Below are 23,284 nucleotides of genomic sequence, written 5' to 3' on the forward strand. Positions count from 1 at the left end.
CAAATGAAAGTCGAAGTGTTACTTTTATTGTAATATTTTTCAGAAAATTAAAGAGATTACTATTGACTTGTATAAAAAATAGGTGTATTTTTGACTCAGGTAAATTATTTTTACCTAGACCAACTTTTTTAATAAGAAAGGAGGGAATGTTATGTCTTCATTTCAATTGCCAAAGCTTTCATATGACTATGATGAACTAGAGCCATATATCGATAGCAACACGCTTTCTATTCATCATGGAAAGCACCATGCGACATACGTAAATAACTTGAATGCCGCTTTAGAAAACTATACGGAATTACATAATAAATCTTTAGAAGAGTTACTATGTAATTTAAAAACTTTACCAAAAGAAATTGTTACAGCTGTCAGAAATAACGGTGGTGGACATTATTGTCATAGTCTTTTTTGGGAATTAATGAGCCCGCGAGGTGGCGGTGAGCCTAATGGAGACGTTGCAAAAGTAATTGATTATTATTTCAATACCTTTGACAACTTAAAAGATCAACTGTCTAAAGCAGCTATTAGTCGTTTTGGAAGTGGCTATGGATGGCTTGTTCTGGACGGTGAGGAACTTTCCGTTATGAGTACACCCAATCAAGATACACCTTTGCAAGAAGGTAAAATTCCATTACTCGTCATCGATGTATGGGAACACGCCTATTATTTAAAGTATCAAAATCGGCGTCCAGAATTTGTTACCAACTGGTGGCATACGGTGAACTGGGACCGGGTAAATGAAAAGTATTTACAAGCAATTCAATCACAAACACATTAGTCGTGCGTATAAGGTAAATTTGGTAATGTAAAATTAGTATTGTCGAAATCCTCCAGAATCCCCCGGATTGCCACCGGGGGATTTATGATTATTTCATTGTATTTATGTAATAAAGTAAAACTTTTTCCGTCTCTAATTTCAACTCTCGGAACGGGAATCCTACTTCACGAGCCTTTCCATTATGTAACGTACAATTAATCACTCCATTATAAGGAGCTATATTATCTCCTACTTCTTGAATGAGCGCTTTTATCCCGGTATTCTCTTCTATGAAACGAATAACTTCTCTGGTAGAAACCACCCCGTTACTACAAGCATTAATTGGCCCTTCTATGTCCTTCATCCCGCACCAAGCTAAAAATTCCCCTGCTTCTTTTTCATGTATAAATGACAACTCTCCATCTACATGATCCACAACGATAGACTCTTGTTTCACAACATGTTCAACGTAAAATTGTAATCTTTTCGTATAATCGTTTTCTCCAATAACGACGGGAAATCTTACCGCAACGACTGGGAATGTTGCATGTTGAAATAAAACTGCTTCAGCTAATCGCTTACCTTCACTATAATTGAAATCATTCCTACCTCCATACGTAATTGTATACTCGTACGGATTGAAGTTTTCTTCTAACAGGCCTAGCGCAGGCTCATAGACAGCCATTGAAGATGTCATAATGTATTTCTTCGTTTTTCCTTTTAGCACTTCACATATTATCTTCGCTGCATTCGAGCTATAGCATAAATTATCGTATACGATATCATAACTTTTACCTTCAAAACGCTCTTCTAGTAGCCTCTCATCTTCTCTATCTACAATCAGTCTTTTTACTGCACTTCCAAAGGGATCTTCAGTAACTCCCCTCGTCGCAATCGTTACATCATGTCCAGCTTGCAACAGTACTTCTACTAAATGTTTACCAAAAAATCTTGTTCCCCCTAGCACCAATACTTTTTTCACCTTCATCATCCCCGTTTTTACAAATTGTAAAATACTCCCTCTATTATTATAAACGCTAAAATAAAAAAACATGGAATCAGTTTAACGATTCCATGTTTTTTCTACACACGATACATTAACGTACTCGATATTTAAAAATACAATAGCAGCAATATAGAATAGAAATTACTGATACATAAACCCATAGTTCATATATGAATCCCTCGCCCCATACTCCCATAAAATAAAAGAGTGATGGCAACGTCAATGTTACCCACGATTGTACAAAAGCAATTCTGCCAAGATATTGATTGATATTCTTTTTTTGTGCATTTAATACAAAGAATAAATACCAAAGTAATGCCCACATAAACCATGTTAACGCATTAACAACATCGTGGAATTGAACAAATGAAACAACCATATAGAATAAAGCAATAATTGCTACCCAAATACAGAACCAGCCTAGTCCACTACTATCCATTCCTTTAATAAAAGTAACGCCTACATATAAATAAGTTAAACCAAATAAAAAAGTAGCTGCATATGAATATACCGTCCAATTACTTTGATCAGAAATCATAATTAAATAAAACGGTATAATAATTTGTAACGCTCCTACAAATAAATTAAAAACACCTGCACTTTTCATCTCTACTTTGCCTAATATGACAAGACTATTTAAAAATAAAGCTGCACCTGAAAGTAATAATCCTACGTAACCCATATATATTCGTGTGAAAATCTTTCCCTTTCACACTTTTAACCTCCCCACAATATAAAGTGATACTTTATCCTGCATTAACGAGCAGTAAAACCCCCACCTCAAAATTCAGCTAGAGCAAAGAAGTTAAGTGGGAGATCAACTGCCCGTAAAGCCCGATTGGTGAAAGCTAATAATCAGTGGGGATGAACAACCCCCACCCACTGATTAAAGTTTCACTTTATTATTTTTCTTCCTATTTAAAACTACATACATAATTTTTAATCTGAATAAGTTAGACTTCCTACCTTAAAAAACAATAAATTTAAAACGCTTTCAATAATAAATAACCCTATCAAAACATGAAATAGGATTCCTTGATTATAAACGTACTCTAACAATGATACAAGTGTTGGAATACTTTTCAATACTACGTTTTGAATTTCTATAAAAAATTAGTAGAATGATACATTTTCCCTATCTCATTCTATTAATTTTTTGCATAGAATATCGTACACTCATATTAATTTAGAAAGGTTTGATATTTATGCCTCTTCATTATCCAAATCATTTTGTTTTTCACTCCACAGGTGTATTAACAAGAGAGCCCGCAACTGTTTCAGCAGTAGTAAACATTGTAAATTTAGATGCATATTACACACACCATGTAACTATAGAGGTTTGGGATTGGTCTAACTATTCTAATCCTATAAAATTACCTGTACTACTTGGTGAAAATACGGAAGTAGCATTCCCATATATTTTACAAGGCAACCACTTAGCAGTTTTTTATGCTGATTTAGATGACTCTATTGATTTGTATGAAATTCGTATTTCTTATCCTGGCCACTCCAATATTGTTGCAAATTGTTTTGGGCGAAGTATCCCGCCATATACAAGCCAAGAAGGTAATACAGTATACCATAAACAACTCGTTCGAATTCATTAAATCTCCCCTATTATGTGAAAGGGGCTGGTCAGTAATACATTTATCTTTATAAGATAATCGTATTACTGACCTAAAGCGTGATAGTCAATCTTGATAGTTTCTCATTTTGGACACTTGCTATTTATCATAAATATCATTCGGATTTATCGTAGGAACAAATCCATTTGTAGAACTATATTTTTTAGATACATTATCTGGGGTCACGGTAAACGTTACAATTTTATTGCTTTGTTGTTTAAAATAACGCATCCAATTTTGACTCCATTCATCTTTCGCAATAACTTGTTTATTGAAGTCTTCCCACAATACACCATTTATAAAATTCAAGGATGTATTTTTGATTGTGTCAAATCCCCAATTCTGTATAAGAAGCAGGTTGGAATCAACACTTTTAATTTCTTTTAATAAATTTACATATGCTTCTCGAAATTTCCCTTGTGTAGACGGCTGATCATAAAAATAGTCATCAATATCACCAGCTGTATCTAAAAACACCCCATCTATTCCTTTTCCAATAACTTGCTGTTTCACCTTATTCACAACAATCCCACGGTAGTGTTCATCAGCTAAATTCATAATATATGTATCCCACTGCTCAACCTTCATTTTCTTACCATCTCTATAATAATGGTCTGATTCAACTACTTGCGATTTATGCCACGATTCTAATTCTAAAACACTAACATAGCCAAGAACTACCGTTCCTGAGTTTTTTAATTGCTGAACCTGTTCTTTCGTAAATGCATATGGCTCTATAATAACCATGTCATACTTTGAAAGTCTCTCAATTACTTGCTCATTTGCTTCACCATAATAAATTTTATAACTTCGTACATTTTTTAAAACTGGTTCCACAACATTTGCTTGTGCGGATGTACTTGAGGAAAAAATAAAAGAAAATATAGCTAAAAAGCATACGGAACGTTTCCACTCCATAATAATATTACCCCCTATACAACTGTAATTTTCTATTGTTTTAAATGTTAATACAAATATAGTAATACCATAACATTCTACATTTTTTCAAACTCGATTTTTTATAAAAAATCCCAATAAATGCAATACATTAACAGAAATTAGAATTTATTTCACTTGAATTTACTACATCTCTGTTGATAAAATGATTTGGGCTTTATATATTATATATCTTAAAATAATTCTTTTAAATTATGTATTTTATTTCAGTGTACTATTCCTCAAAATTAAATTTGCAAACGAAAGAAGGGTTTTTTTTATGCACTATAGACAATCTAATATATTCCAAAAGATGATTGAACCTACGATTCTCTTTATTGCACTATTTTTTCTATCAATACTAACTGATTTTCTTACACCAACGTATGAATACTTCCTACTCTTATTTATTACATTAATTATTTCTAGCCGGTATGGCATATCTATTGCCCTTTTCGCCTTTCTGGAAGCAATGATTTATATCTTTATAAGCGGTATATATAAAGAAAATGATGTATTACTGTACTTTTATTCATTAGATTACTGGATAAGTTGGATTTTCTTACTTGTTATTAGTTTATGCTGTGGACTGATGAGCACTGCACAAAAAGAACGTTATGAAGATGTACATATGATAAATAATGAGTTGAAAGCTGAAAATAAAGAATTAAAATATGTCGTGAAACAATTGGATGAAACACGTATTACACTACGTTCTCGTGTACTTGAATCAAATAACCACTTATCTAAAATGTATCATATGTTTAAAGCTTTAAATCATACACATCCTGAAATTGTACTCGATGAAGGAATGAATGTATTAAAAATGTATTTTGGAGCAAAAAAAATTGGTATCTATCACGTTGATAACAATAAACAATCGCTTCGTATTAAATTAAGAGCTGAAACTGGTAAAAATACATTATCCCAATCTATTTTCGTTAAAAACGCTTCCTTAGTCATCAAAAATGCGCTAGCGCATAATCGACCTTTTTTCCGTACAGATGAGGATTTTCAAGACGCTCCACTTTTAGTTGGTCCCGTCCTATTCCAAGATGATGTACAATACGTCATTATATTAGACGAAATCGAGTTTTCAAAAGTAACTTCTGAGCAATTCGAACTTTTCACATGGTATTTACGCTGGATGGGTGATCGTTTACAAAACGCTTCTAATCTTTGGCTATCCAGTCAAGAGGATCGCACATTCCCTAAAACAAGCATTTATTATGAAGATGAATTTGAACATTTACTAAAAATAGAAAAGAAACGTTATGAAACATTATCTTATCCATATTCCTATTTTGAGTTCAATGCTCCACAAGATTCTTTAGGAATGATAAATTCTATTTTAAAAGACCACTTGCGAGATATCGATATATTCGGTTATAGTACAACCGAGCAGAAAATCATGATTTTATTACCTGGCACTGAAGAACAGTTTTATATACAAGTTCAAACTCGTATACAAAACGCTCTTTCTTCTAAAGGAGTGATAGTCTAATGATTTTACTCCTTCTTTATTTTATTTATGTTATTTTGGTTTTTCTTTTATTTCGATTTACGAAAAGTTTGATTACTAAAGATAAAAAAGGAATTATTGAATTTTGCTTGATTCTATCTCTTCTTTTCCCACTTATCGGACTTATTGTATCAGCAATCATGTTATTACTTAATATAAGACGCTCCAAAACCGAGTGGTTACAGCAATACTCTGATTATGTTGCCTTTCACGTTGATAATTACGAAGATATTTTAGAATCAGCAAAACAAGATATGGACTTAATTTCATTTTCTTCTGGATTAGAACTAGATAAGCCTGAATTACATAAACAACTCATTGTACAGTTAAGCTCCTCCTCTATTGCTAATGAAGGAGGCTTATTGAAAGAAGCCATTCACCATAAAGATCCTGAAACTGTGCATTACGCAGCAACTACTATTAATTTACTAAATGAACGGTACGAAAAACAAATCGAATACTTAAATAAGCAATTTCTACAAAATCCACAAAATGAAATTGCAAAAGAATTGGTTTCTAACTATTTAAGATATATAAACAGTGGTCTTCTTTCTAATCAGCAAAAAGAAAAAATAATCGCTAAATTTATGGATTTTATTACACAAGGTGTAGAACTATTCCCTAACGAACCTCTTTACCCTTTCCATCTTGGAAATCTGTTTCTACACACAAAACAATATGCAAAGTCTGAAGAACAATTTTTAAAGCTTATTCATTTCTATCCTGAATCATATTACGGTTACGTTGGTTTACTTGAAATATATTATGAGCAACAGTTATGGGACGAGCTCTATAACTTAATCAATAATCTAACGGATGCAAAAAGAGTTCATATACTACCGCGTAAATATCAATTATTTGTAAGGCAGTTTGGAGGCGCACACATTGAAAAAGGGGATTAATATATATATCGGGATTATTAGTATCATTTTATTTCTCTTAATTTTATCCATCCTTATATATCGAACAGAAAATTTTTATCAAAAGTTTTCTGTTCCTAAAACTAAAGAAACAGATACTGTTAAAACACTCAAAGCAAAAGATGTAGCTCAAAATGGACAAAAAATGCAATTATACGTTTTAAAAACGGATAATACATTAGGGCAACAAGTCGAATTTAATACGAAGAAGGCAATGGATTACGCACACCTACACTATAAAGATATTACAGCTAATGAAATTAAGGGACTTACACCCTCTCCCTATACAGGGATTATTATTACAGGTGAAATAATGGAGCAACTTCCACAAGCTGATATTCAAAATTTTGTACAAATGGGCGGAAGAATTATTATCGCAAACCGACTTGATTCAGATCCTTCCTGGAACACATTATTTGGTATTACCCAAAAAGAAGGTTTCAAAGATGCGAAAGGATTAACCTTTGAAGAAGTTTTATTCCCTGGTTATCCAGATCTCTCAAGTTCTTCTCCATTGTTTACTCATAGCTCAATGAATATTACGCTAGATGAGAATACAACTAATACTTGGATTACAGCGGAAGATACTCCCATCCTTTGGACCAATGACTACGGTGAAGGAAAAGTCTTATATTGGAATACAACAGCATTGAACGATAAATTAGGTAGAGGTATGTTCGTTCAATCACTGGGTACTATTTTCCCGACTTTCGCTTCAGCACAACTTGGAGCGGAAATTATGTATATCGATGACTTCCCATCTCCGATTCCAAGTGGAGAACTAAAAAACTTAACGAAAGAAAAAATTTCTGTTGAAGAATTTTATAAAAAACATTGGTGGAAAAATATGAAGGATATCTCTGAAGATCTTGATATTAAATATACGGGTGTTGCCATTGGGACGTACCAAAATAAAGTAACGCCACCCTTTGAAGATTTCACAGGTAAAAATAGAAATACCTATTTATTATTTGGGAGAGAATTACTAAGTCACGGCGGGGAAATAGGCATTCATGGCTATAACCATCAACCTTTATTATTACCACCAGATCCAGTAGATAAAGCACTTGAATATGTTCCCTGGAATTCAAAAGAGGATATGGAGAGCTCCTTAGATGCTCTGCAAAAACTCGTGTATAACTTCTTTCCAAACGAAAAATTAAAAACCTATGTACCACCATCCAATATTATAAATACAGCTGGATTAAGTGCATTAAACGACGCGGTTCCAACTATGGAAACAGTTGCTTCTCTATATGTGGGAAGTAAAAGTAACGGTAGTTTAATTCAAGAATTTGGACCAGATGAACATAATAAAAATATTTATCACTTCCCGCGCATTACGAGCGGCTATGCTATCACAGATGAAGAGCAATTTATCTTAACTGATGTTACCGCAAATTTAGGGGTTATCTCACATTTCGTCCATCCAGATGATATTCTTGATGAAAAACGCTCAGGTAATTTAACATGGGAAAAATTATTTAAAGCTTATAAAAAGACAATTAAAGAAATACGAGAAAGATATCCTTATATAAAAAGTATGACCCAAAGTGAAGCAACTGCTTCTATGAAAATTTATCAAACTGGTGACCTAGATGTTTCTTATGAAGATGATGCTGTTCACATTGCATATAAAGGGTTACCAAACCATACTTCAACAATTATACGTGTAGAAGAAGGTAAGAAAATACAACCTGGCTCATTCCCTTACGGTACAGTTAAAAAGCTTGATTCCCAAATTTATAGCGTTACGTTAACGAAAGCCAGCGCTACGATTCCAATTAAAGGAGCATAACAGATGAGAATAGGTTTGGTCGTTGAAGGCAGCTATCCCTTTGTAAGTGGAGGGGTAGCAAGCTGGGTTCAAATGATTATCCAGCAGTTTAAAGAACATGAATTTACGATTTTCGCGATAGTCCCTCAAGTAAAAACAGAAGATGAATATCAATATGAAATTCCAAGCAATGTAAAAGACATCATTCTGATTCCTTTGCAATCAGAAAATGGAGCAAAACATATAAAAACTAATTTAACTGAACAAGAAGTACAGACACTTCAAAAATGGTTTACATTTCAAGCGAACGATACAACAGCATTACAAATATTAGGGAATAAACAAAAGCTAGGAACACTCCATTCCTTCTTCGAAAGCCGTGAGTTTTATGCAATTGTTAAAGAAAGCTATTTATATGAAGAAAGTAGTGGATCCTTCTTAAATTACTTTTGGATGTGGAGATCTATGTTCACACCAATCATTCAAATTTTACAAATTGATTTTCCTGAATTAGATCTTATTCATTCTGTATCGACAGGGTATGGTGGATTGCTTGGTGCTGCAATTAGTGCCAAGTCCGATATACCATTTATTCTAACTGAACACGGTATTTATTCTCGGGAGCGTGAAGAAGAAATACTACAATCTACTTGGATACCAATTGAATATAAAAAAAGATGGGTTTCTTTCTTTCATCACTTGTCTCATCAAGCATATGAACAAGCCGCTGATGTAATTACGTTGTTCGGCCGAAATAGTGCATATCAAAAAGAATTAGGTGCTCCGGCCCATAAACTAAAAATCGTTCCAAATGGCGTTACTTTATCTGACTATAAAGGGTTACGTAAACCAAAATACAATTCGGATAAACTCATCATTTCTGCTATTATACGAGTTGTGCCAATTAAAGATGTAAAAACAATGATTTATGCAGCTAAATTATTATTAGAAAAAGATATTCCATTTATATTTTACTTACTAGGTCCTGATACAGAAGAAGCAGAATATGCTCAGGAATGTCGTGATTTAATTCAACAATTAGGATTAGAAGAGCATGTAATAATGACTGGCAAAGTGAATATTAAAGATTACTTAAAACAAACAGATATTCTCGTATTAACAAGTATATCTGAAGGACAACCATTAGCTATGTTAGAAGGAATGGCAGCAGGATTACCATGGGTTGTTACAGATGTCGGCTCTTGTAAGGAATTAATTTACGGACAAGATGAAGATCCTTACGGACAATGTGGATTTGTTGTACCACCTGTATCTCCTGAACAAGTTGCCATTCATTTAGAGTGGTATTATCGTCACCCTGAATCCATTCAACAATTTGGGGATAACGGGCGCAATCGTATTGAAGCGCACTATCAATTATCAGGTGTCGTTGATAGTTATCGTAAGCTTTACTTAGAAAGAGGTAAAAAAACATGGCAGGGATAGGATTTCGTTTACAAAAATTATTCCAAGAAGACTACTATTCTTCCAGAATAAAAGCGTACGGATTTTCATTATTTGTTACAGCTGGTCCTTGGTTAGTCGTTATTTTAGCAGTAACAGCTATTCGATACATTTTAAGTTTGTTCCATTCTATTTCAATTGAGGAACAGCGCCTTTTTACAATTTCAATTTCATACTGCTTCATTTTTTCTCAAATCATATATGGTGCCTTGCAGCTCATCGTAACTAGATATGTGGCCGACCTTTTATACGAGCAAAAAGCTGATAAAGTATTTTCTTCCTTTTTAGGAATGACGAAAATCACACTTTTTTTAGCTATTATCTTATGGCTTTTGTTTGCAATTTTTACGCCATTAGCCTTGTATTATAAAATCGTGATGCTATTTTTATTTTTAGCTTTAAACATCATTTGGATTCAATCCATTTATTTAACAGCAGCTAAAGACTATCAGTCCATCGCTCTTGCATTTTTAATTGGTTCCATTTTCTCCTTATCTGGAATTGCACTTATCGCTTACTGGCATCCAATACTTGGAATAGAACACGGATTAGCCCTATTACTTTTAATTTCTTTTACAATCGGGACTTTCATTACATTAGTGTGGTTAAGTATAGTTATTGTACGAATGTTTCCAAATAGTGATGCTACTGAACAATTTACCTTTCTTTCTTATTTAGATAAATATCCAGAACTATTTTGGTCAAGCTTACTTTACAATATTGGCATTTGGGTATGTAACTTTGTTATTTGGTTCGGAGAAGGGCGAGGAAATATTGAAAACACGTTTATTTATCATCAAATTTATGATACATCTGTTTTCTGGGCTTATTTAAGCATTATCCCAACCTATATTTTCTTCGTAGTATCCGTTGAAACAAGGTTTTATGAACGGTATAAGAAGTTCTTCGGTTCAGTTAACAATGGGGCGACATTAAATACAATTTTACAATTAAAAGAATCAATGAACTTTGTCCTAAAGCAAGAAATGGAACGAATACTTCGTAATCAAGGTATTTTTTCTTTACTTATTATTTTTATAATATGGATGTTTAGTTCACAATCTGGAAACGTAACACTTGAATACTCTATTTTGCAGCTGACTATAATTGGTGCTTATGCAAACGGGATGGTCCTTGTTATCACGTTACTACTCTTATATTTTGAAGATCGTAAAGGGGCATTTCGAACATCAGCCCTGTTCTTTTCTGCAAATTTGTTATTAAGTCTTCTTCTACTTCCATTTGGGTTCAATGGTTACGGTATTAGTTTTGCACTTGGATCTTCTATTACATTCTTATATGCTATTTCTAGACTCTTTACTTACATTAAAGATATTGATTACTATACGTTTTGTCAGTCAAATACTCCTATAAAACGGCGAACTTTCTTTACTAAATTTGCTAATAAACTTAATGGAAATAAATAAATAAAAATGACCTTTTGCTCCCGCAAAAGGTCATTTTTTTATCTGTTTATTAAACTTCTAGATAGCCATTTTTGTTATTTGATTGCCATCTCCAAGAGTCTGCACACATCTCTTCTAATCCGCGTTTTGCTTCCCATCCTAATTCACGCTTCGCTTTCGATGCATCTGCAAAACATACTGCCACATCACCAGGTCGACGCTCCGTAATTTTATAAGGAACTTCCTTGCCTGAAACTTTTTCAAATGCTTCAACCATTTCTAATACACTATAACCAGTACCTGTACCGAGATTGTATGCATCTATCCCAGTAGTGCCAAGTACCTTTTCAAGCGCCTTTACATGGCCATTTGCTAAGTCTACAACATGAATATAATCACGGACACCCGTGCCATCTTTTGTTGGATAGTCATTTCCAAATACACTTAATTCCTCTAACTTCCCTACTGCTACTTGCGTTACATATGGCATTAAGTTATTTGGAATTCCGTTTGGATCTTCTCCAATACGTCCACTTTCATGTGCACCAAATGGGTTGAAATAACGAAGTAATGCAATACTCCATCCTGCATCCGCAAATGCTACATCACGCATAATTTGTTCAATCATTAATTTCGTTTGACCATATGGATTCGTTGCACTTAATGGAAACTCCTCCGTAATTGGTGATGTTTCTGGAATACCATACACTGTTGCAGACGAACTGAAGATCATCTTCTTCACATCATACTTCTGCATCACTTCACATAGCACTAATGTGCTTGTAATGTTGTTATGATAATACGTTAACGGAATTTCTACTGATTCCCCTACAGCCTTAAAGCCTGCAAAGTGAATAACAGCTTCAATTGTATTTTCTTCAAAAATCGTATCAAGTGCTTCTCGATTTAAAATATCTTCTTTATAAAATTTAAACTGTTTTCCTGTTATCTCTGTCACTCGATTTATAGACTCTGCTGAGCTATTCGAAAGATTATCTACTACTATAATTTCGTAACCATTTTTTAGTAATTCTACGCATGTATGACTACCAATATATCCTGCTCCACCTGTTACAAGTATTGCCATAATTATAGTCCTCCATATTTCATTCATTATAAACTTCTCAAAGTATATCACATATTTCTTATCATATGTTTATTATGCGAGCACAGAAACTTACATTTTATCCCATGATTTTTAGTACAATACACGATTCAAATCAGGTAATAAAAAAACGCCACATAACAGACATCGCGTGGCGTTTTTTGATCAAATTACGTAACAATATACACTTAGAAAATGTGCAAGACTACCTAACAATACAAAAACATGAAAAATTTCATGGTGTCCCATATATTTAAACTCCAACCATTTTGGCTTCGCACCGTAAATAAACCCACCAATTGTATAAAAAATGCCTCCAAGTACTAAGAAAATAATACCTCCTGTACTTAGATTCTCAGCTAGCGGTGCAAAGAATAGAACAATTAACCAACCCATCAGAAGATAAATTGCTGTCGATAACCATCTTGGACAATTAAACCAAAACATTTTAAAAGCAATACCACAAATTGCCGTTGCATAAACTAAACAAAATAATAGTAAACCATTTGCCGAATTTAATGTAATTAAGCAAAAGGGTGCATATGTACCTGCAATTAATATGAAAATCATAGAATGATCTAGCTTCCTAAAGAAATAAATAACACGTTCACTGGCTACGACACTATGATACACAGCTGATGCCATATAAAGGACCATCATCCCGATACCGAATAAAATAACAGCTGTAATTGCAGCAACAGATGGCATCTTAACAGAAACTTTCACAAGCATAGCTAATAATGCAATAAATGATAATACAGCTCCTCCTAAGTGAGTAAATGCATTAACCGGTTCTCTTACATAAACATTCATATAAACACCCCTCATATAATTACATGTAGTTTTCATAACTACATGTAATTATATACGTATTATCCGTACGGGTCAACATTTACAATTCATTTGTTTCGTAATACCATATTTAAAGATATACTAAACATTAAGTTCCACTAAGTTATAAAAGTGAGGGGTTCTACGTGGAAAATATAAATAAATTACTTGAATCATTACATTTAGAAAAAAGTATTAAACTTGAGGATATCCCAAATGTCGACTTATATGTAGACCAAGTTGTCCAACTATTTGAGAATACTTATGCGGATACAACGAGAACTGATGATGAAAAAGTATTAACAAAAACAATGATTAACAATTACGCAAAAGGGAAATTATTCATCCCTATCAAAAATAAAAAGTATTCAAAAGAACATATGATTTTAATCAGCTTAATTTATCAATTAAAAGGAGCTCTTTCCATTAATGATATAAAAAGCTCCTTAGAAAATATAAATGCACCGTTAATAAACGATGATACATTCGAATTAAATACTCTATATAAAGATTACCTTTCTCTTACTGACACCAATGTGGAAAGCTTTAAGCAAGACGTGAATAACCGTGTTAAGGAAGTAAACGAGGTTTCTTCCTTAGAAGATCCAAAGCTAGAAAAGTTTTTATTACTAACATCCTTCGTGACTATGAGTAATATGTATAGACGTTTAGCAGAGAAACTAGTTGATGACCTTAAAGAAACTTAAACAAAAAAAACTATCCACCTGTTAGAGGTGGATAGTTTTTTTGTTTACTTAATTGCTTCATGAACCTTTAATTGTTTTCCTTTAATCGTTGTGTTTTTCATATTTTTTAAAACAAGTGGTCCTTTTCCATTTAATATTTCAACGTAAGAAACATTGTCTTGTATTGTAATAATTCCTATATCTTCTGCTGTAACACCTTTAATTTTAGCAATTGTACCGACGAAATCTACCGCCCTAATTTTCTTTTTCTTCCCGCCATTAAAGTACAATTTCATAATTCCTTTGTTTAGGTCTGCATTTTTATCTTTCTTTATAATTGGTTTAGCATGTATCTTTTCCTCAAATACTGCTTTCCCTTTCATAACTTCTTCTTTTGAAGGTGCAAGTGCCTTTGGAATTTCAAAGCCAATGTACTCCTCAATCTCTTCTAAAAATCTATTTTCATACGGCGTCATGAATGTAATAGCTTTCCCGTTATTACCAGCTCGTCCCGTTCTTCCCGTACGATGTACATAACTTTCTTTTTCTAATGGAATATCATAGTTAATAACATGTGTAATATTATCAATATCAATTCCTCTAGCAGCTACGTCTGTCGCTACTAAATAACGGAACTTTCCTTTTCTAAAATCGTCCATAACTTCAAAACGATCTTCTTGTACCATACCACCATGTATTTTGTCACAAGGATAGTTAACCCGCTTTAACTGCTGAAATACGTGATCTACATTTTCTTGCGTACGGCAAAAAATAATACAACTATCTGGATTCTCAATCGTTGTTACATCTTTAAGAAGTGAAAGCTTCTCCTCTTCTCTCATCTCAAAAAGTGTATGTTCAATTTTATCTGTTGTAATCCCGGTAGCCTTAATTTCAATATGCGTTGGCGAATCCATATACGTACGAGATAACTTTTCAACATCTTTTGGAAGTGTTGCTGAAAATAGCATTGTCATTCGTTTTTTAGGTAATTCGTCAATAATTGCCTCTACTTGATCGATAAAACCCATATTCAGCATTTCATCCGCTTCATCAATAACTAAATACTTCAAACACTCTAAAGAAAGGGTACCTTTTTCAATATGATCTAACACACGGCCAGGAGTCCCAACTACAATATGTGTTTTTTGCTTTAACTCTAATTTTTGACGTGCAAATGGAGATTTACCATAAACTGCAGCGGCCTTAATTCTTTTGAAACGACCTATATTCGTAATATCTTCTTTTACTTGCACCGCAAGCTCTCTCGTCGGTGTTAAAACTAAAGCTTGTGGCTTATTCTCTTCCCACTCCACCATTTCACAAAGTGGTATGCCAAATGAAGCGGTTTTTCCACTTCCAGTCTGTGATTTCACGACAAGGTCTTTCTTTTGCAAGGCAACTGGAATAACCTCTCCTTGCACTTCCGTTGGATGTTCATATCCTAAACCAGTAAGTGCTCTTACAATTTCTTTACTTAATGCATAATCGGTAAAACTTTTTTTACTCATATATTAACCTCTTTTTATTCTGTATTATTTTCTTTTTTCGCTTTTTCTATCAATGAATCATCATATACCTTATTATCACCTTATTCATTATACTTGAAAGCTCACATAAAAAGGCGAATCATTCGTGATTCGCCTGACTAAACAAAAGGAGCTTCTATTTTAAAAACTTTTTAAAAATATTATTCCATATTATTCTGCCTTCTGACCGGTAATAACACTTTCTTTCTTCGGCTTCTCTTCTATTACTTTTTCTTCCTTACGGTTCTCATCTTTTGTTTTATCTACATCTACTGCCCTCGGCACACTCTGTATAATTTGTTCATTCGCATTTTGATAATATATTTTAAACTGTTCTTTCCCTTTCGTTTCCCTAATAATTACGTTAAGTTGCTCTTTTACATCCGCAAACTTCTGCTCGTTTTTCAACTCCTCTACTTTAACTAGCATTTGCTTATATTTTTCTTCCTCATCTTTTTGATTAGCTAAAACTTCTCGTTTTTCTTTTGCTTGTTTGGCTAATATAACTGAACTAGCAGAATCATTTTCAATTTCCCTCAATAACGAAATTGCTCGGTCTATATTACTTTCCTGTAATGCTTCAATCATTTTATTTATTTGTTTGATTCACCTTCAGCCTTATTTCCCGATCATCCTTCTTTTCTTTTAACGCTAATTCAAAAGATACGACTGCTCTATCGTATTCTTTATTTTCCAATGCTAAATCTCCTTGTTTCTCTGCCTTATCAAATGCATCATTATTGCTACATCCGGCAGTAACCAACAAAGTTATTCCTATTATTAGTATTAACTTTTTCATAGTATTTCCCCAGCTCCCTCGCTCAAAATAAGAAGCATACATACAATCTTATGCAATTATCGCAACTTTCCTTACTTTTTTATAAACGAACATTATGCATAATAAATCTATTTAAATTCGTTTTTAACGTTATTTTTAAAATGTATTGGCTTCTTTTCAAAAAAACGTTAAGAAAATCTTTGACTTCTTACTGAAAATGATGTAAATTATCCTATGGACGAACATTTTCAATCAATAAAAATAAAATATTCGTATTTTAGGGGTGTAAATGATGGAAAACGTATTTGACTATGAAGATATTCAATTAATTCCTGCAAAATGCATTGTAAATAGCCGATCTGAATGTGATACAACTGTCACTTTAGGAAAACATAAATTTAAATTACCTGTCGTACCTGCAAATATGCAAACGATTATTGATGAAAGAATCGCAACTTATTTAGCTGAAAATAATTACTTCTATATCATGCATCGTTTCCAACCAGAGAAACGAATTTCATTCATTAGAGATATGCAATCACGTGGATTAATTGCTTCAATCAGCGTTGGTGTTAAAGAAGACGAGTACGAATTCGTACAACAATTAGCTGCTGAGCAACTTTCACCTGAATACATTACAATCGATATCGCACATGGTCACTCTAACGCTGTGATCAACATGATTCAACATATTAAAAAACATTTACCAGAAAGCTTCGTTATCGCTGGAAACGTTGGAACTCCAGAAGCGGTAAGAGAATTAGAAAACGCTGGCGCTGATGCAACAAAAGTTGGCATTGGACCTGGTAAAGTTTGTATTACTAAAATTAAAACAGGCTTTGGAACTGGCGGTTGGCAGCTAGCTGCACTTCGCTGGTGTGCAAAAGCTGCAAGTAAGCCAATTATCGCTGACGGTGGTATTCGTACACATGGCGACGTGGCTAAATCAATTCGATTTGGAGCAACTATGGTTATGGTCGGTTCTCTATTCGCAGGTCATGAAGAGTCTCCAGGGGAAACAATCGAAAAAGATGGCAAACTTTATAAAGAGTACTTCGGTTCAGCTTCTGAATTCCAAAAAGGTGAGAAGAAAAACGTTGAAGGTAAGAAAATGTTCGTTGAGCATAAAGGTTCTTTAGAAGACACTTTAATCGAAATGGAACAAGATCTTCAATCTTCTATCTCTTACGCTGGTGGAACAAAATTAGACGCAATTCGTACTGTAGATTATGTAGTCGTGAAAAACTCTATTTTCAACGGTGACAAAGTATATTAATTTATAAATTTAACTAGAAGGACGAGCATTTTTTATGCTTGTCCTTCTTTTTCATGTATAAAAATGTAAAATATTTTCATTTCACTGAATTTTCTAGTATCATGTTTTTAGATACTTATAATAAGGGGGATATAACAAATGAAAAATGTAATTGAGAAACGCCTTATTCGCGCGGAAGTCTCTACTGAATTGACATGGGACCTTTCTGATTTATACGAATCTGATAAAGAGTGGGAAACTGCATTACGTGTATTAACAGACGATATAAAAAAACTTAATGCATTTAAAGGACAATTACACACTAGCCCCGCTACCTTATTAAATTGCCTACTTTTAGAAGAAGAACTTTTAATGAAGCTAACAAAACTCGGCGCATATGCAAATTTAAAAGAATCCGCTGATCGTACAGATTCAGTTATTCAAGCGAACTCTTCCAAAATTTCCGCTCTAGGAACGAATGTACATACCGCACTATCCTTTATTCATAACGAAATTCTCTCATTTGAGGAGGGAACAATTGAAAAATATTTAACTGAGGAAATAAAACTTGAACCTTTCCGTAAATCATTACTAGAGATACTCAAAAAGAGGCAGCACACACTCTCTCCTGAAACAGAAGAAGCTCTTGCTGCACTCGGCGAAGTTCATAGTTCACCCTACAAAATTTACGGCATGACTAAATTAGCCGATATGGATTTCCCTTCTATACAAGATGAACAGGGAAATGATTTGCCTGTATCGTTTGCATTATTCGAAAGCAAATATGAATTTTCTCCAAGCGCATATATACGTAAAAAAGCATATTCATCATTTGTTTCCACATTGAAACGATATAAAAATACAGTTGCAACAACATATGCTACTGAAGTAAAAAAACAAGTGGCGCTTTCTCGTTTGCGCAAGTACGAGTCCGTTACCCATATGCTTTTAGAACCTCAAAAGGTTCCACTTGAAATGTATAACAACCAACTAGATATTATTTATAACGAATTAGCGCCTCATATGCGCCGTTTTGCAGATTTAAAAAAGAATGTATTAGGGCTTGATCAAATGCTTTTCTGTGACTTACATGCACCGTTAGATCCTGAATTTAATCCAACAATCACTTACGAAGAAGCTGGCAAACTCATTCAAGATTCTTTAAAAGTATTAGGAAATGAATATAGTTCCATTATCAAAAAGGGCTTCAAAGAAAGATGGGTAGACCTTGCAGATAACGTAGGAAAATCAACAGGTGCCTTCTGCTCTAGCCCATACGGTTCTCACCCTTATATTTTAATTACATGGCAGGGTACGATGCGCGGGTGTTTCACATTAGCTCATGAATTTGGACATGCTGGTCATTTTTATTTAGCAAATAAAAATCAGCGTATTATGAATGTGCGTCCATCTATGTACTTCGTTGAAGCTCCATCAACGATGAATGAATTACTATTAGCCCAGCATTTACTTGCGACTACTGAAGATAAGAGAATGCGCAGATGGGTTATTCTGCAACTACTCGGCACATATTACCACAACTTCGTTACCCATCTACTTGAGGGAGAATATCAAAGAAGAGTATACGCTCTAGCAGAAGAAGGGCAAGCACTCACAGCTACAACTTTAACTGAAATAAAAACGAAGGTCCTTTCGACATTCTGGGGAGATTCCGTAGAAATTGATGAAGGCGCCGGTTTAACATGGATGCGTCAACCTCACTATTATATGGGCTTATATTCTTACACATATTCTGCGGGACTAACTGCTTCTACCGCTGTAGCTCAAATGATTAAAGAAGAGGGACAACCTGCTGTTGATCGCTGGCTTGATGTACTTCGTGCAGGCGGTACAATGAAACCACTTGAATTAATGAAACACGCTGGAGTAGACATGTCAAAACCAGATGCAATCCGTAAAGCTGTTTCTTACGTAGGTTCCTTAATTGATGAATTAGAACGTTCTTATCAAGAATAAAAATAAGCCCTCGCTTTATGAGGGCTTATTCTATATTTACTTTCCAAATCTTTTGCGGTATCCGCACTTTCTACATAGTTCTTCTACTGCAACCCTTTTTGAAAATCCATCTACAATATTGTTCGCTCTTTCGCCTTCAATAATATTAGAGAATGAATCATTATTAATATTTCCAAGATTAATAATTCCCTCACCATCTAGACAACAAGGAATAACCGTTCCGTTCGCTAAGATTCCAGCCTGATTTCGAAGACCATGACAGAATCCTTTTCCATCATCCTCTTCTTCATGCAATGCCGGCCACTGGAATTCATAGTCTTGATTAATAAAGACACGTTCCGCAATTTTTATACCTTTTCCCGGTGTAAGCTTCTCTTCAATTTGATAAGATAGATCAAACTCATTTTCAATTATAGATAATAAATCCCTATTTTTTTGGATTTCAGCATTTGTTTTATTATCCTGAGTTAAATTCCATAATCTTAGTGAAACGATTAAGTCCGATTGACTTGTTGCCTCTCTAATGAAAGAAAGTATACTCCTTACATAGCCCTCTTTATCTTGCGAACCTGGGTGTCCATCAAAACTGTGCAGTGAAAAATTCATTTGTCTTAACGCAGGCTTATTTAACAGTCTATGCCTTCTCTTATTAATTAACGTTCCGTTCGTTGTAATATTAACTTTAAACCCTTTTTCATGGCTTAAATCTAATAGTTGATCTATTTTCGGATGGAGCAACGGCTCACCCTTCACGTGCAAATAAATGTAGTCTGTGTGAGGTTTAATTTGGTCTAATCTTTTAGCAAAATCCTCTACAGAAATGAATTGCTTCTGCCTTTCCGTCGGCGGACAAAAGCTGCACGCAAGATTACATACACTCGTAATCTCCAAGTAAAACTTCTTAAACTTCTTCACCTTTAATTCCTCACTTCTATGACTACTTATACTTTTTCCCTCTTCATATTACAGCATATTTTTTTAGAAATAGAAACATACTTATTTTAGGAAATCTACATACCATCTATTAATGTTTAAAAGACCATCGGTGATTTTTGTCCAATGGTCTTTTTTACTCTTTATATACAAATGAAAAATTTATTTATGATACGGTTCTCCCCTCTTTACTAACTAGTAAAGCGTCCTCTGGATTATTACCGTAATCAAACCAATAAGTTATTTGCTTTATATCTGTACGATTGGATTGAACCTCTATTTTCTTAATTATAGCTCTTAATAAAGATTTTTTCAGCTCATAATTAGCATGTTTATATAAATCAGTAAAATTTCCAAGCGCCCTTATAACCATTTCTTTAGTAATTGGTACTTCAGCGCTTTCTATTTTTTTTTCTAGTTTATGTTTTTCAGCTTCAAGTTCATCTATCTCTTTCCGTAACGGGTCGGATAACTCCGTATATGTTTCTACCCGAATTTTCTCATCAAAGTAATCTTTATTAAGTTTAACTATACGGTTTCTCCTTCTTTTTAATTCTTCATTTATGTACAATAAATCACTTTTTATTCTTTCCATTCCCCATTCTCTTTTTTCTTGAATACGTTCAAGCGTCTTATCGACAATTGAGGGCATTGAAATTATTTTATTAACACATTGTATTACCTTATCTTCAATCTCTTCCTTACGAATAAGATTACTTTTACAAGCTAACTTTCCCTTACTATGGAAAGTCTGACACATATAGTATAAATGATATCCTGAACCATCTCGCTTTTTAGTTTTATGCATTACCATTCCTGCCCCACATGATGGACACCTTAAAATACCAGATAACAAAAACTCCCCGTTGAAGTTACGATTTTTAGAAATACTCTCCTTATGAGCATAATTCACTCCTTGAACCTTTTTCCATAAGCCCTCAGAAATAATAGGTTCATGTTTCCCTTTTACCAAGTTATATTCATCTATTTTCTCTTTACTTGTTTCCTCAATCCTATTCTTCTTTCGTCCCCACCGACAGTATCCAATATATAATGGATTCTCTACAATCGTTTTAATCGTACATATACTAAATAGCTGTCCTCTCTTCGTTTTAAACCCTTGTTGATTTAGAATAACAGCTATTTTCTTGTATCCCTTTCCTTCAGCCCTTAAATTAAATACCTTACGTATAATTTCAGCTTCTTCAGCATTTACTTTCAACTCTTTATTTTTAATATCGTATCCAAGTACATGTCCGCCATTCCAATACCCTAACTCTGCTCGCTTAGACATGCCAGCTTTTACCCTCTGTACAATCATTGAACGCTCAAGTTGAGCAAAAGTAGCTAAAAAATGAATAATAGCAATTCCCCCGGTTGTAGAACTATCTAGATTCGCATCACTTATTACTATATAGCTATTTCTTGGTACAAGAACATCGTCTATTAATTTAGTAACATCGCTTACTCTTCTAGATACCCTATCAACAGACTTAACCAAGATACCTTTAAATTTCTCCTGAGAAAGGTCTTTAAATAAACGTTGTATTTCAGGACGATTATAATCTTTCCCTGAATAACCCTCGTCACTATAAACATCATATACTTCGTAACCTTTAGCTTTGGCATATTGTCTTAAATGATCTTCTTGAGCTTGAAGTGAGAAACCTTCCTTCGCTTGCTCATCTGTCGATACTCTAATATAAATTGCAACTTTATCATTATTATAATTCACTATTTCTTCCCCCAATTAATTAACGGTCTTATTATTGTAATTTTCAGTTATTACAGAGCCTAATATCTCTATTAATTGATTCCACTTCGTTTCTTCTACACTTGGAATTATCATACTTCTTAATTCTTCCTGACTATAGTTAAATTCTATTTCTTCCTTTTCCAATCTTCTCACCCTTTTAAATTTTATTAATTTCTAAATAATAGGCTCATGTTTCCCCTTTACCTTTATATTCCTATAGCTGTACGTTCCCTGATAAAAAGATTTTCTATCAAGAATTCGCTTAACTTGTACTTTCGTAAATTTTTTTCCTTTTGCAGTGGTAAATCCCTCATTATTTAATTCATTGGCTAAATCAGTTAATGACCACTTAGGATATCTCTCTCTTAGGTTAAATACACGTTGTACAATTTCCGCCTTCTTATCGTCAATCTCAATGTACTTTTGGCCTTTCCTAGCTTTATAACCAAAGGCAGCCCTTCCTCCTGCATATCCACCTTCTTGGGCTTTTCTATTGCGACCACGACCTAGCTTAAGTGCAATTTCTAATCTTTGATATTGATCCAACAATTCCATTAATCCATTAATTAAAAAATCATTTGGATCTTTCTTATAGATACTATAATTAGGTTGTTCGATACTTTTCACATCGACCTGATGTTTATTAAATTCACGATGTATCAATACTTTTACGATATCGGAACGCCATAAGCGGTTGGTATTCAACACAACTACATGGTCTACTTTCTTGGTTTGGAGCATCGAAAGCATATTTTGGAATCCTTCTCTTTCTACTTCCATGGCTTCTTCATCTACTTTCGCACCACTAATTCCAAGGTCACTGTATATATCAATTAGAGTCCAATTATTTTCCTTACAAAACTTTCTTATCTCATCTTGTTGGTATAAAGCACTATAACCTTCCTTCGCCTGCCCTTGGGTTGATACCCTGACATAACCAATAACATTCATATAAAATCCCCCTAGTGTAACGATATTTAAAATTAACGTAACGTTCATCTAAAAAAATATAAATTGTTAA

General features: G+C 33.7%; 22 protein-coding genes. 10 read left to right on the forward strand and 12 right to left on the reverse strand.

Going from position 1 to position 23,284, the window contains the following annotated elements; all coding sequences use genetic code 11:
* The first annotated feature begins 151 nt into the window (after positions 1–151).
* Entirely contained in the window at positions 152–778 is a 627-nt protein-coding gene (sodA, locus tag MHH66_RS27100; protein ID WP_002034977.1) for a superoxide dismutase [Mn], read from the forward strand.
* An 88-nt stretch (positions 779–866) separates the two neighbouring features.
* Here the strand turns inward: sodA and MHH66_RS27105 are convergent, their stop codons facing one another.
* Together MHH66_RS27105 and MHH66_RS27110 are read right to left on the reverse strand one after the other, a co-directional pair.
* Positions 867–1,811: an NAD-dependent epimerase/dehydratase family protein gene (locus tag MHH66_RS27105; RefSeq protein WP_176523423.1), complete on the reverse strand. Its 945-nt coding sequence runs from the start codon at positions 1,809–1,811 to the stop codon at positions 867–869.
* Positions 1,812–1,854: 43 nt separating this feature from the next.
* On the reverse strand, positions 1,855–2,445 hold the full coding sequence (locus MHH66_RS27110; RefSeq protein ID WP_061673851.1) for an AmiS/UreI family transporter: 591 nt from the start codon (positions 2,443–2,445) through the stop codon (positions 1,855–1,857).
* 523 nt (positions 2,446–2,968) lie between these two features.
* Between MHH66_RS27110 and MHH66_RS27115 the strand changes: the two genes are divergently transcribed.
* Positions 2,969–3,370, forward strand: coding sequence for a hypothetical protein (locus tag MHH66_RS27115; RefSeq protein WP_061673852.1), 402 nt, complete (start codon positions 2,969–2,971; stop codon positions 3,368–3,370).
* Positions 3,371–3,487: 117 nt separating this feature from the next.
* On the opposite strand, the gene MHH66_RS27120 is transcribed toward MHH66_RS27115, so the two are convergent.
* Positions 3,488–4,306, reverse strand: coding sequence for an endo alpha-1,4 polygalactosaminidase (locus MHH66_RS27120; protein ID WP_063219269.1), 819 nt, complete (start codon positions 4,304–4,306; stop codon positions 3,488–3,490).
* 298 nt (positions 4,307–4,604) lie between these two features.
* Between MHH66_RS27120 and MHH66_RS27125 the strand changes: the two genes are divergently transcribed.
* The 5 genes from MHH66_RS27125 to pelG are packed head-to-tail and all read left to right on the forward strand — an operon-like array spanning position 4,605 to position 11,434.
* The gene (locus MHH66_RS27125; RefSeq protein ID WP_063219270.1) at positions 4,605–5,828 is read left to right on the forward strand and encodes a GAF domain-containing protein; all 1,224 of its coding nucleotides are present in this window, start codon (positions 4,605–4,607) and stop codon (positions 5,826–5,828) included.
* Complete coding sequence (locus MHH66_RS27130; protein WP_078185005.1) at positions 5,828–6,748, forward strand: tetratricopeptide repeat protein; 921 nt, start codon at positions 5,828–5,830, stop codon at positions 6,746–6,748. The genes MHH66_RS27125 and MHH66_RS27130 overlap by 1 nt, the downstream gene beginning before the upstream one ends.
* Positions 6,732–8,564, forward strand: coding sequence for a DUF2194 domain-containing protein (locus MHH66_RS27135; protein WP_078185004.1), 1,833 nt, complete (start codon positions 6,732–6,734; stop codon positions 8,562–8,564). The genes MHH66_RS27130 and MHH66_RS27135 overlap by 17 nt, the downstream gene beginning before the upstream one ends.
* Positions 8,565–8,567: 3 nt before the next feature.
* Positions 8,568–9,989, forward strand: a complete 1,422-nt coding sequence (gene pelF / locus MHH66_RS27140) for a GT4 family glycosyltransferase PelF (protein WP_078185003.1) — start codon at positions 8,568–8,570, stop codon at positions 9,987–9,989.
* The gene (pelG, locus tag MHH66_RS27145) at positions 9,977–11,434 is read left to right on the forward strand and encodes an exopolysaccharide Pel transporter PelG (protein ID WP_078185002.1); all 1,458 of its coding nucleotides are present in this window, start codon (positions 9,977–9,979) and stop codon (positions 11,432–11,434) included. The genes pelF and pelG overlap by 13 nt, the downstream gene beginning before the upstream one ends.
* A 49-nt stretch (positions 11,435–11,483) precedes the next feature.
* On the opposite strand, the gene galE is transcribed toward pelG, so the two are convergent.
* Positions 11,484–12,500, reverse strand: a complete 1,017-nt coding sequence (galE, locus tag MHH66_RS27150) for a UDP-glucose 4-epimerase GalE (RefSeq protein ID WP_063219273.1) — start codon at positions 12,498–12,500, stop codon at positions 11,484–11,486.
* Between the two features lie 183 nt (positions 12,501–12,683).
* On the reverse strand, positions 12,684–13,331 hold the full coding sequence (gene trhA, locus MHH66_RS27155; RefSeq protein ID WP_002016441.1) for a PAQR family membrane homeostasis protein TrhA: 648 nt from the start codon (positions 13,329–13,331) through the stop codon (positions 12,684–12,686).
* A gap of 164 nt (positions 13,332–13,495) precedes the next feature.
* Between trhA and MHH66_RS27160 the strand changes: the two genes are divergently transcribed.
* On the forward strand, positions 13,496–14,056 hold the full coding sequence (locus tag MHH66_RS27160) for a DUF1836 domain-containing protein (RefSeq protein WP_002035007.1): 561 nt from the start codon (positions 13,496–13,498) through the stop codon (positions 14,054–14,056).
* Between the two features lie 44 nt (positions 14,057–14,100).
* Here the strand turns inward: MHH66_RS27160 and MHH66_RS27165 are convergent, their stop codons facing one another.
* The 3 genes from MHH66_RS27165 to MHH66_RS28690 all read right to left on the reverse strand — a co-directional run bounded on the left by MHH66_RS27165 (position 14,101) and on the right by MHH66_RS28690 (position 16,363).
* Positions 14,101–15,546, reverse strand: a complete 1,446-nt coding sequence (locus MHH66_RS27165; RefSeq protein ID WP_002191358.1) for a DEAD/DEAH box helicase — start codon at positions 15,544–15,546, stop codon at positions 14,101–14,103.
* 189 nt (positions 15,547–15,735) lie between these two features.
* Positions 15,736–16,152, reverse strand: a complete 417-nt coding sequence (locus MHH66_RS27170) for a hypothetical protein (RefSeq protein ID WP_002191359.1) — start codon at positions 16,150–16,152, stop codon at positions 15,736–15,738.
* Position 16,153: 1 nt separating this feature from the next.
* Positions 16,154–16,363 (reverse strand): hypothetical protein, encoded by a 210-nt coding sequence (locus MHH66_RS28690; protein WP_232301875.1) that lies wholly within the window; start codon positions 16,361–16,363, stop codon positions 16,154–16,156.
* Positions 16,364–16,634: 271 nt separating this feature from the next.
* Here MHH66_RS28690 and guaC point away from each other — a divergent pair, with 271 nt between their 5' ends.
* Together guaC and pepF are read left to right on the forward strand one after the other, a co-directional pair.
* A complete protein-coding gene (gene guaC, locus MHH66_RS27175) occupies positions 16,635–17,618 on the forward strand; it encodes a GMP reductase (protein WP_002068771.1) in 984 nt (327 codons plus the stop codon).
* A gap of 138 nt (positions 17,619–17,756) precedes the next feature.
* A complete protein-coding gene (pepF, locus tag MHH66_RS27180; protein WP_078185001.1) occupies positions 17,757–19,574 on the forward strand; it encodes an oligoendopeptidase F in 1,818 nt (605 codons plus the stop codon).
* A 36-nt stretch (positions 19,575–19,610) separates the two neighbouring features.
* On the opposite strand, the gene MHH66_RS27185 is transcribed toward pepF, so the two are convergent.
* The 4 genes from MHH66_RS27185 to MHH66_RS27200 form a co-directional block, all read right to left on the reverse strand.
* Positions 19,611–20,489, reverse strand: a complete 879-nt coding sequence (locus MHH66_RS27185) for a radical SAM/SPASM domain-containing protein (protein WP_002016446.1) — start codon at positions 20,487–20,489, stop codon at positions 19,611–19,613.
* A 184-nt stretch (positions 20,490–20,673) separates the two neighbouring features.
* Positions 20,674–22,242 (reverse strand): recombinase family protein, encoded by a 1,569-nt coding sequence (locus MHH66_RS27190; protein WP_078185000.1) that lies wholly within the window; start codon positions 22,240–22,242, stop codon positions 20,674–20,676.
* Between the two features lie 15 nt (positions 22,243–22,257).
* Complete coding sequence (locus MHH66_RS27195) at positions 22,258–22,407, reverse strand: hypothetical protein (RefSeq protein WP_165689465.1); 150 nt, start codon at positions 22,405–22,407, stop codon at positions 22,258–22,260.
* Between the two features lie 30 nt (positions 22,408–22,437).
* Positions 22,438–23,214, reverse strand: coding sequence for a recombinase family protein (locus MHH66_RS27200; protein ID WP_078184999.1), 777 nt, complete (start codon positions 23,212–23,214; stop codon positions 22,438–22,440).
* Between the last annotated feature and the right edge of the window lie 70 nt (positions 23,215–23,284).

This window comes from Bacillus sp. FSL H8-0492 (genome assembly GCF_038006145.1).
GTDB lineage: Bacteria > Bacillota > Bacilli > Bacillales > Bacillaceae_G > Bacillus_A > Bacillus_A mycoides.

Bases quoted from the DNA above. Each gene is read 5' to 3' on its own strand.
- MHH66_RS27110 (WP_061673851.1), bottom strand. From the start codon at position 2,445: ATGGGTTACGTAGGATTATTACTTTCAGGTGCAGCTTTATTTTTAAAT.
- MHH66_RS27130 (WP_078185005.1), top strand. From the start codon at position 5,828: ATGATTTTACTCCTTCTTTATTTTATTTATGTTATTTTGGTTTTTCTT.
- trhA (WP_002016441.1), bottom strand. From the start codon at position 13,331: ATGAATGTTTATGTAAGAGAACCGGTTAATGCATTTACTCACTTAGGA.
- MHH66_RS27200 (WP_078184999.1), bottom strand. From the start codon at position 23,214: ATGAATGTTATTGGTTATGTCAGGGTATCAACCCAAGGGCAGGCGAAG.
- galE (WP_063219273.1), bottom strand. From the start codon at position 12,500: ATGGCAATACTTGTAACAGGTGGAGCAGGATATATTGGTAGTCATACA.
- sodA (WP_002034977.1), top strand. From the start codon at position 152: ATGTCTTCATTTCAATTGCCAAAGCTTTCATATGACTATGATGAACTA.
- pepF (WP_078185001.1), top strand. From the start codon at position 17,757: ATGAAAAATGTAATTGAGAAACGCCTTATTCGCGCGGAAGTCTCTACT.
- pelF (WP_078185003.1), top strand. From the start codon at position 8,568: ATGAGAATAGGTTTGGTCGTTGAAGGCAGCTATCCCTTTGTAAGTGGA.
- MHH66_RS27105 (WP_176523423.1), bottom strand. From the start codon at position 1,811: ATGTTTTTTTATTTTAGCGTTTATAATAATAGAGGGAGTATTTTACAA.
- pelG (WP_078185002.1), top strand. From the start codon at position 9,977: ATGGCAGGGATAGGATTTCGTTTACAAAAATTATTCCAAGAAGACTAC.
- MHH66_RS27170 (WP_002191359.1), bottom strand. From the start codon at position 16,152: ATGATTGAAGCATTACAGGAAAGTAATATAGACCGAGCAATTTCGTTA.
- guaC (WP_002068771.1), top strand. From the start codon at position 16,635: ATGGAAAACGTATTTGACTATGAAGATATTCAATTAATTCCTGCAAAA.
- MHH66_RS27120 (WP_063219269.1), bottom strand. From the start codon at position 4,306: ATGGAGTGGAAACGTTCCGTATGCTTTTTAGCTATATTTTCTTTTATT.
- MHH66_RS27165 (WP_002191358.1), bottom strand. From the start codon at position 15,546: ATGAGTAAAAAAAGTTTTACCGATTATGCATTAAGTAAAGAAATTGTA.
- MHH66_RS28690 (WP_232301875.1), bottom strand. From the start codon at position 16,363: ATGAAAAAGTTAATACTAATAATAGGAATAACTTTGTTGGTTACTGCC.
- MHH66_RS27125 (WP_063219270.1), top strand. From the start codon at position 4,605: ATGCACTATAGACAATCTAATATATTCCAAAAGATGATTGAACCTACG.
- MHH66_RS27115 (WP_061673852.1), top strand. From the start codon at position 2,969: ATGCCTCTTCATTATCCAAATCATTTTGTTTTTCACTCCACAGGTGTA.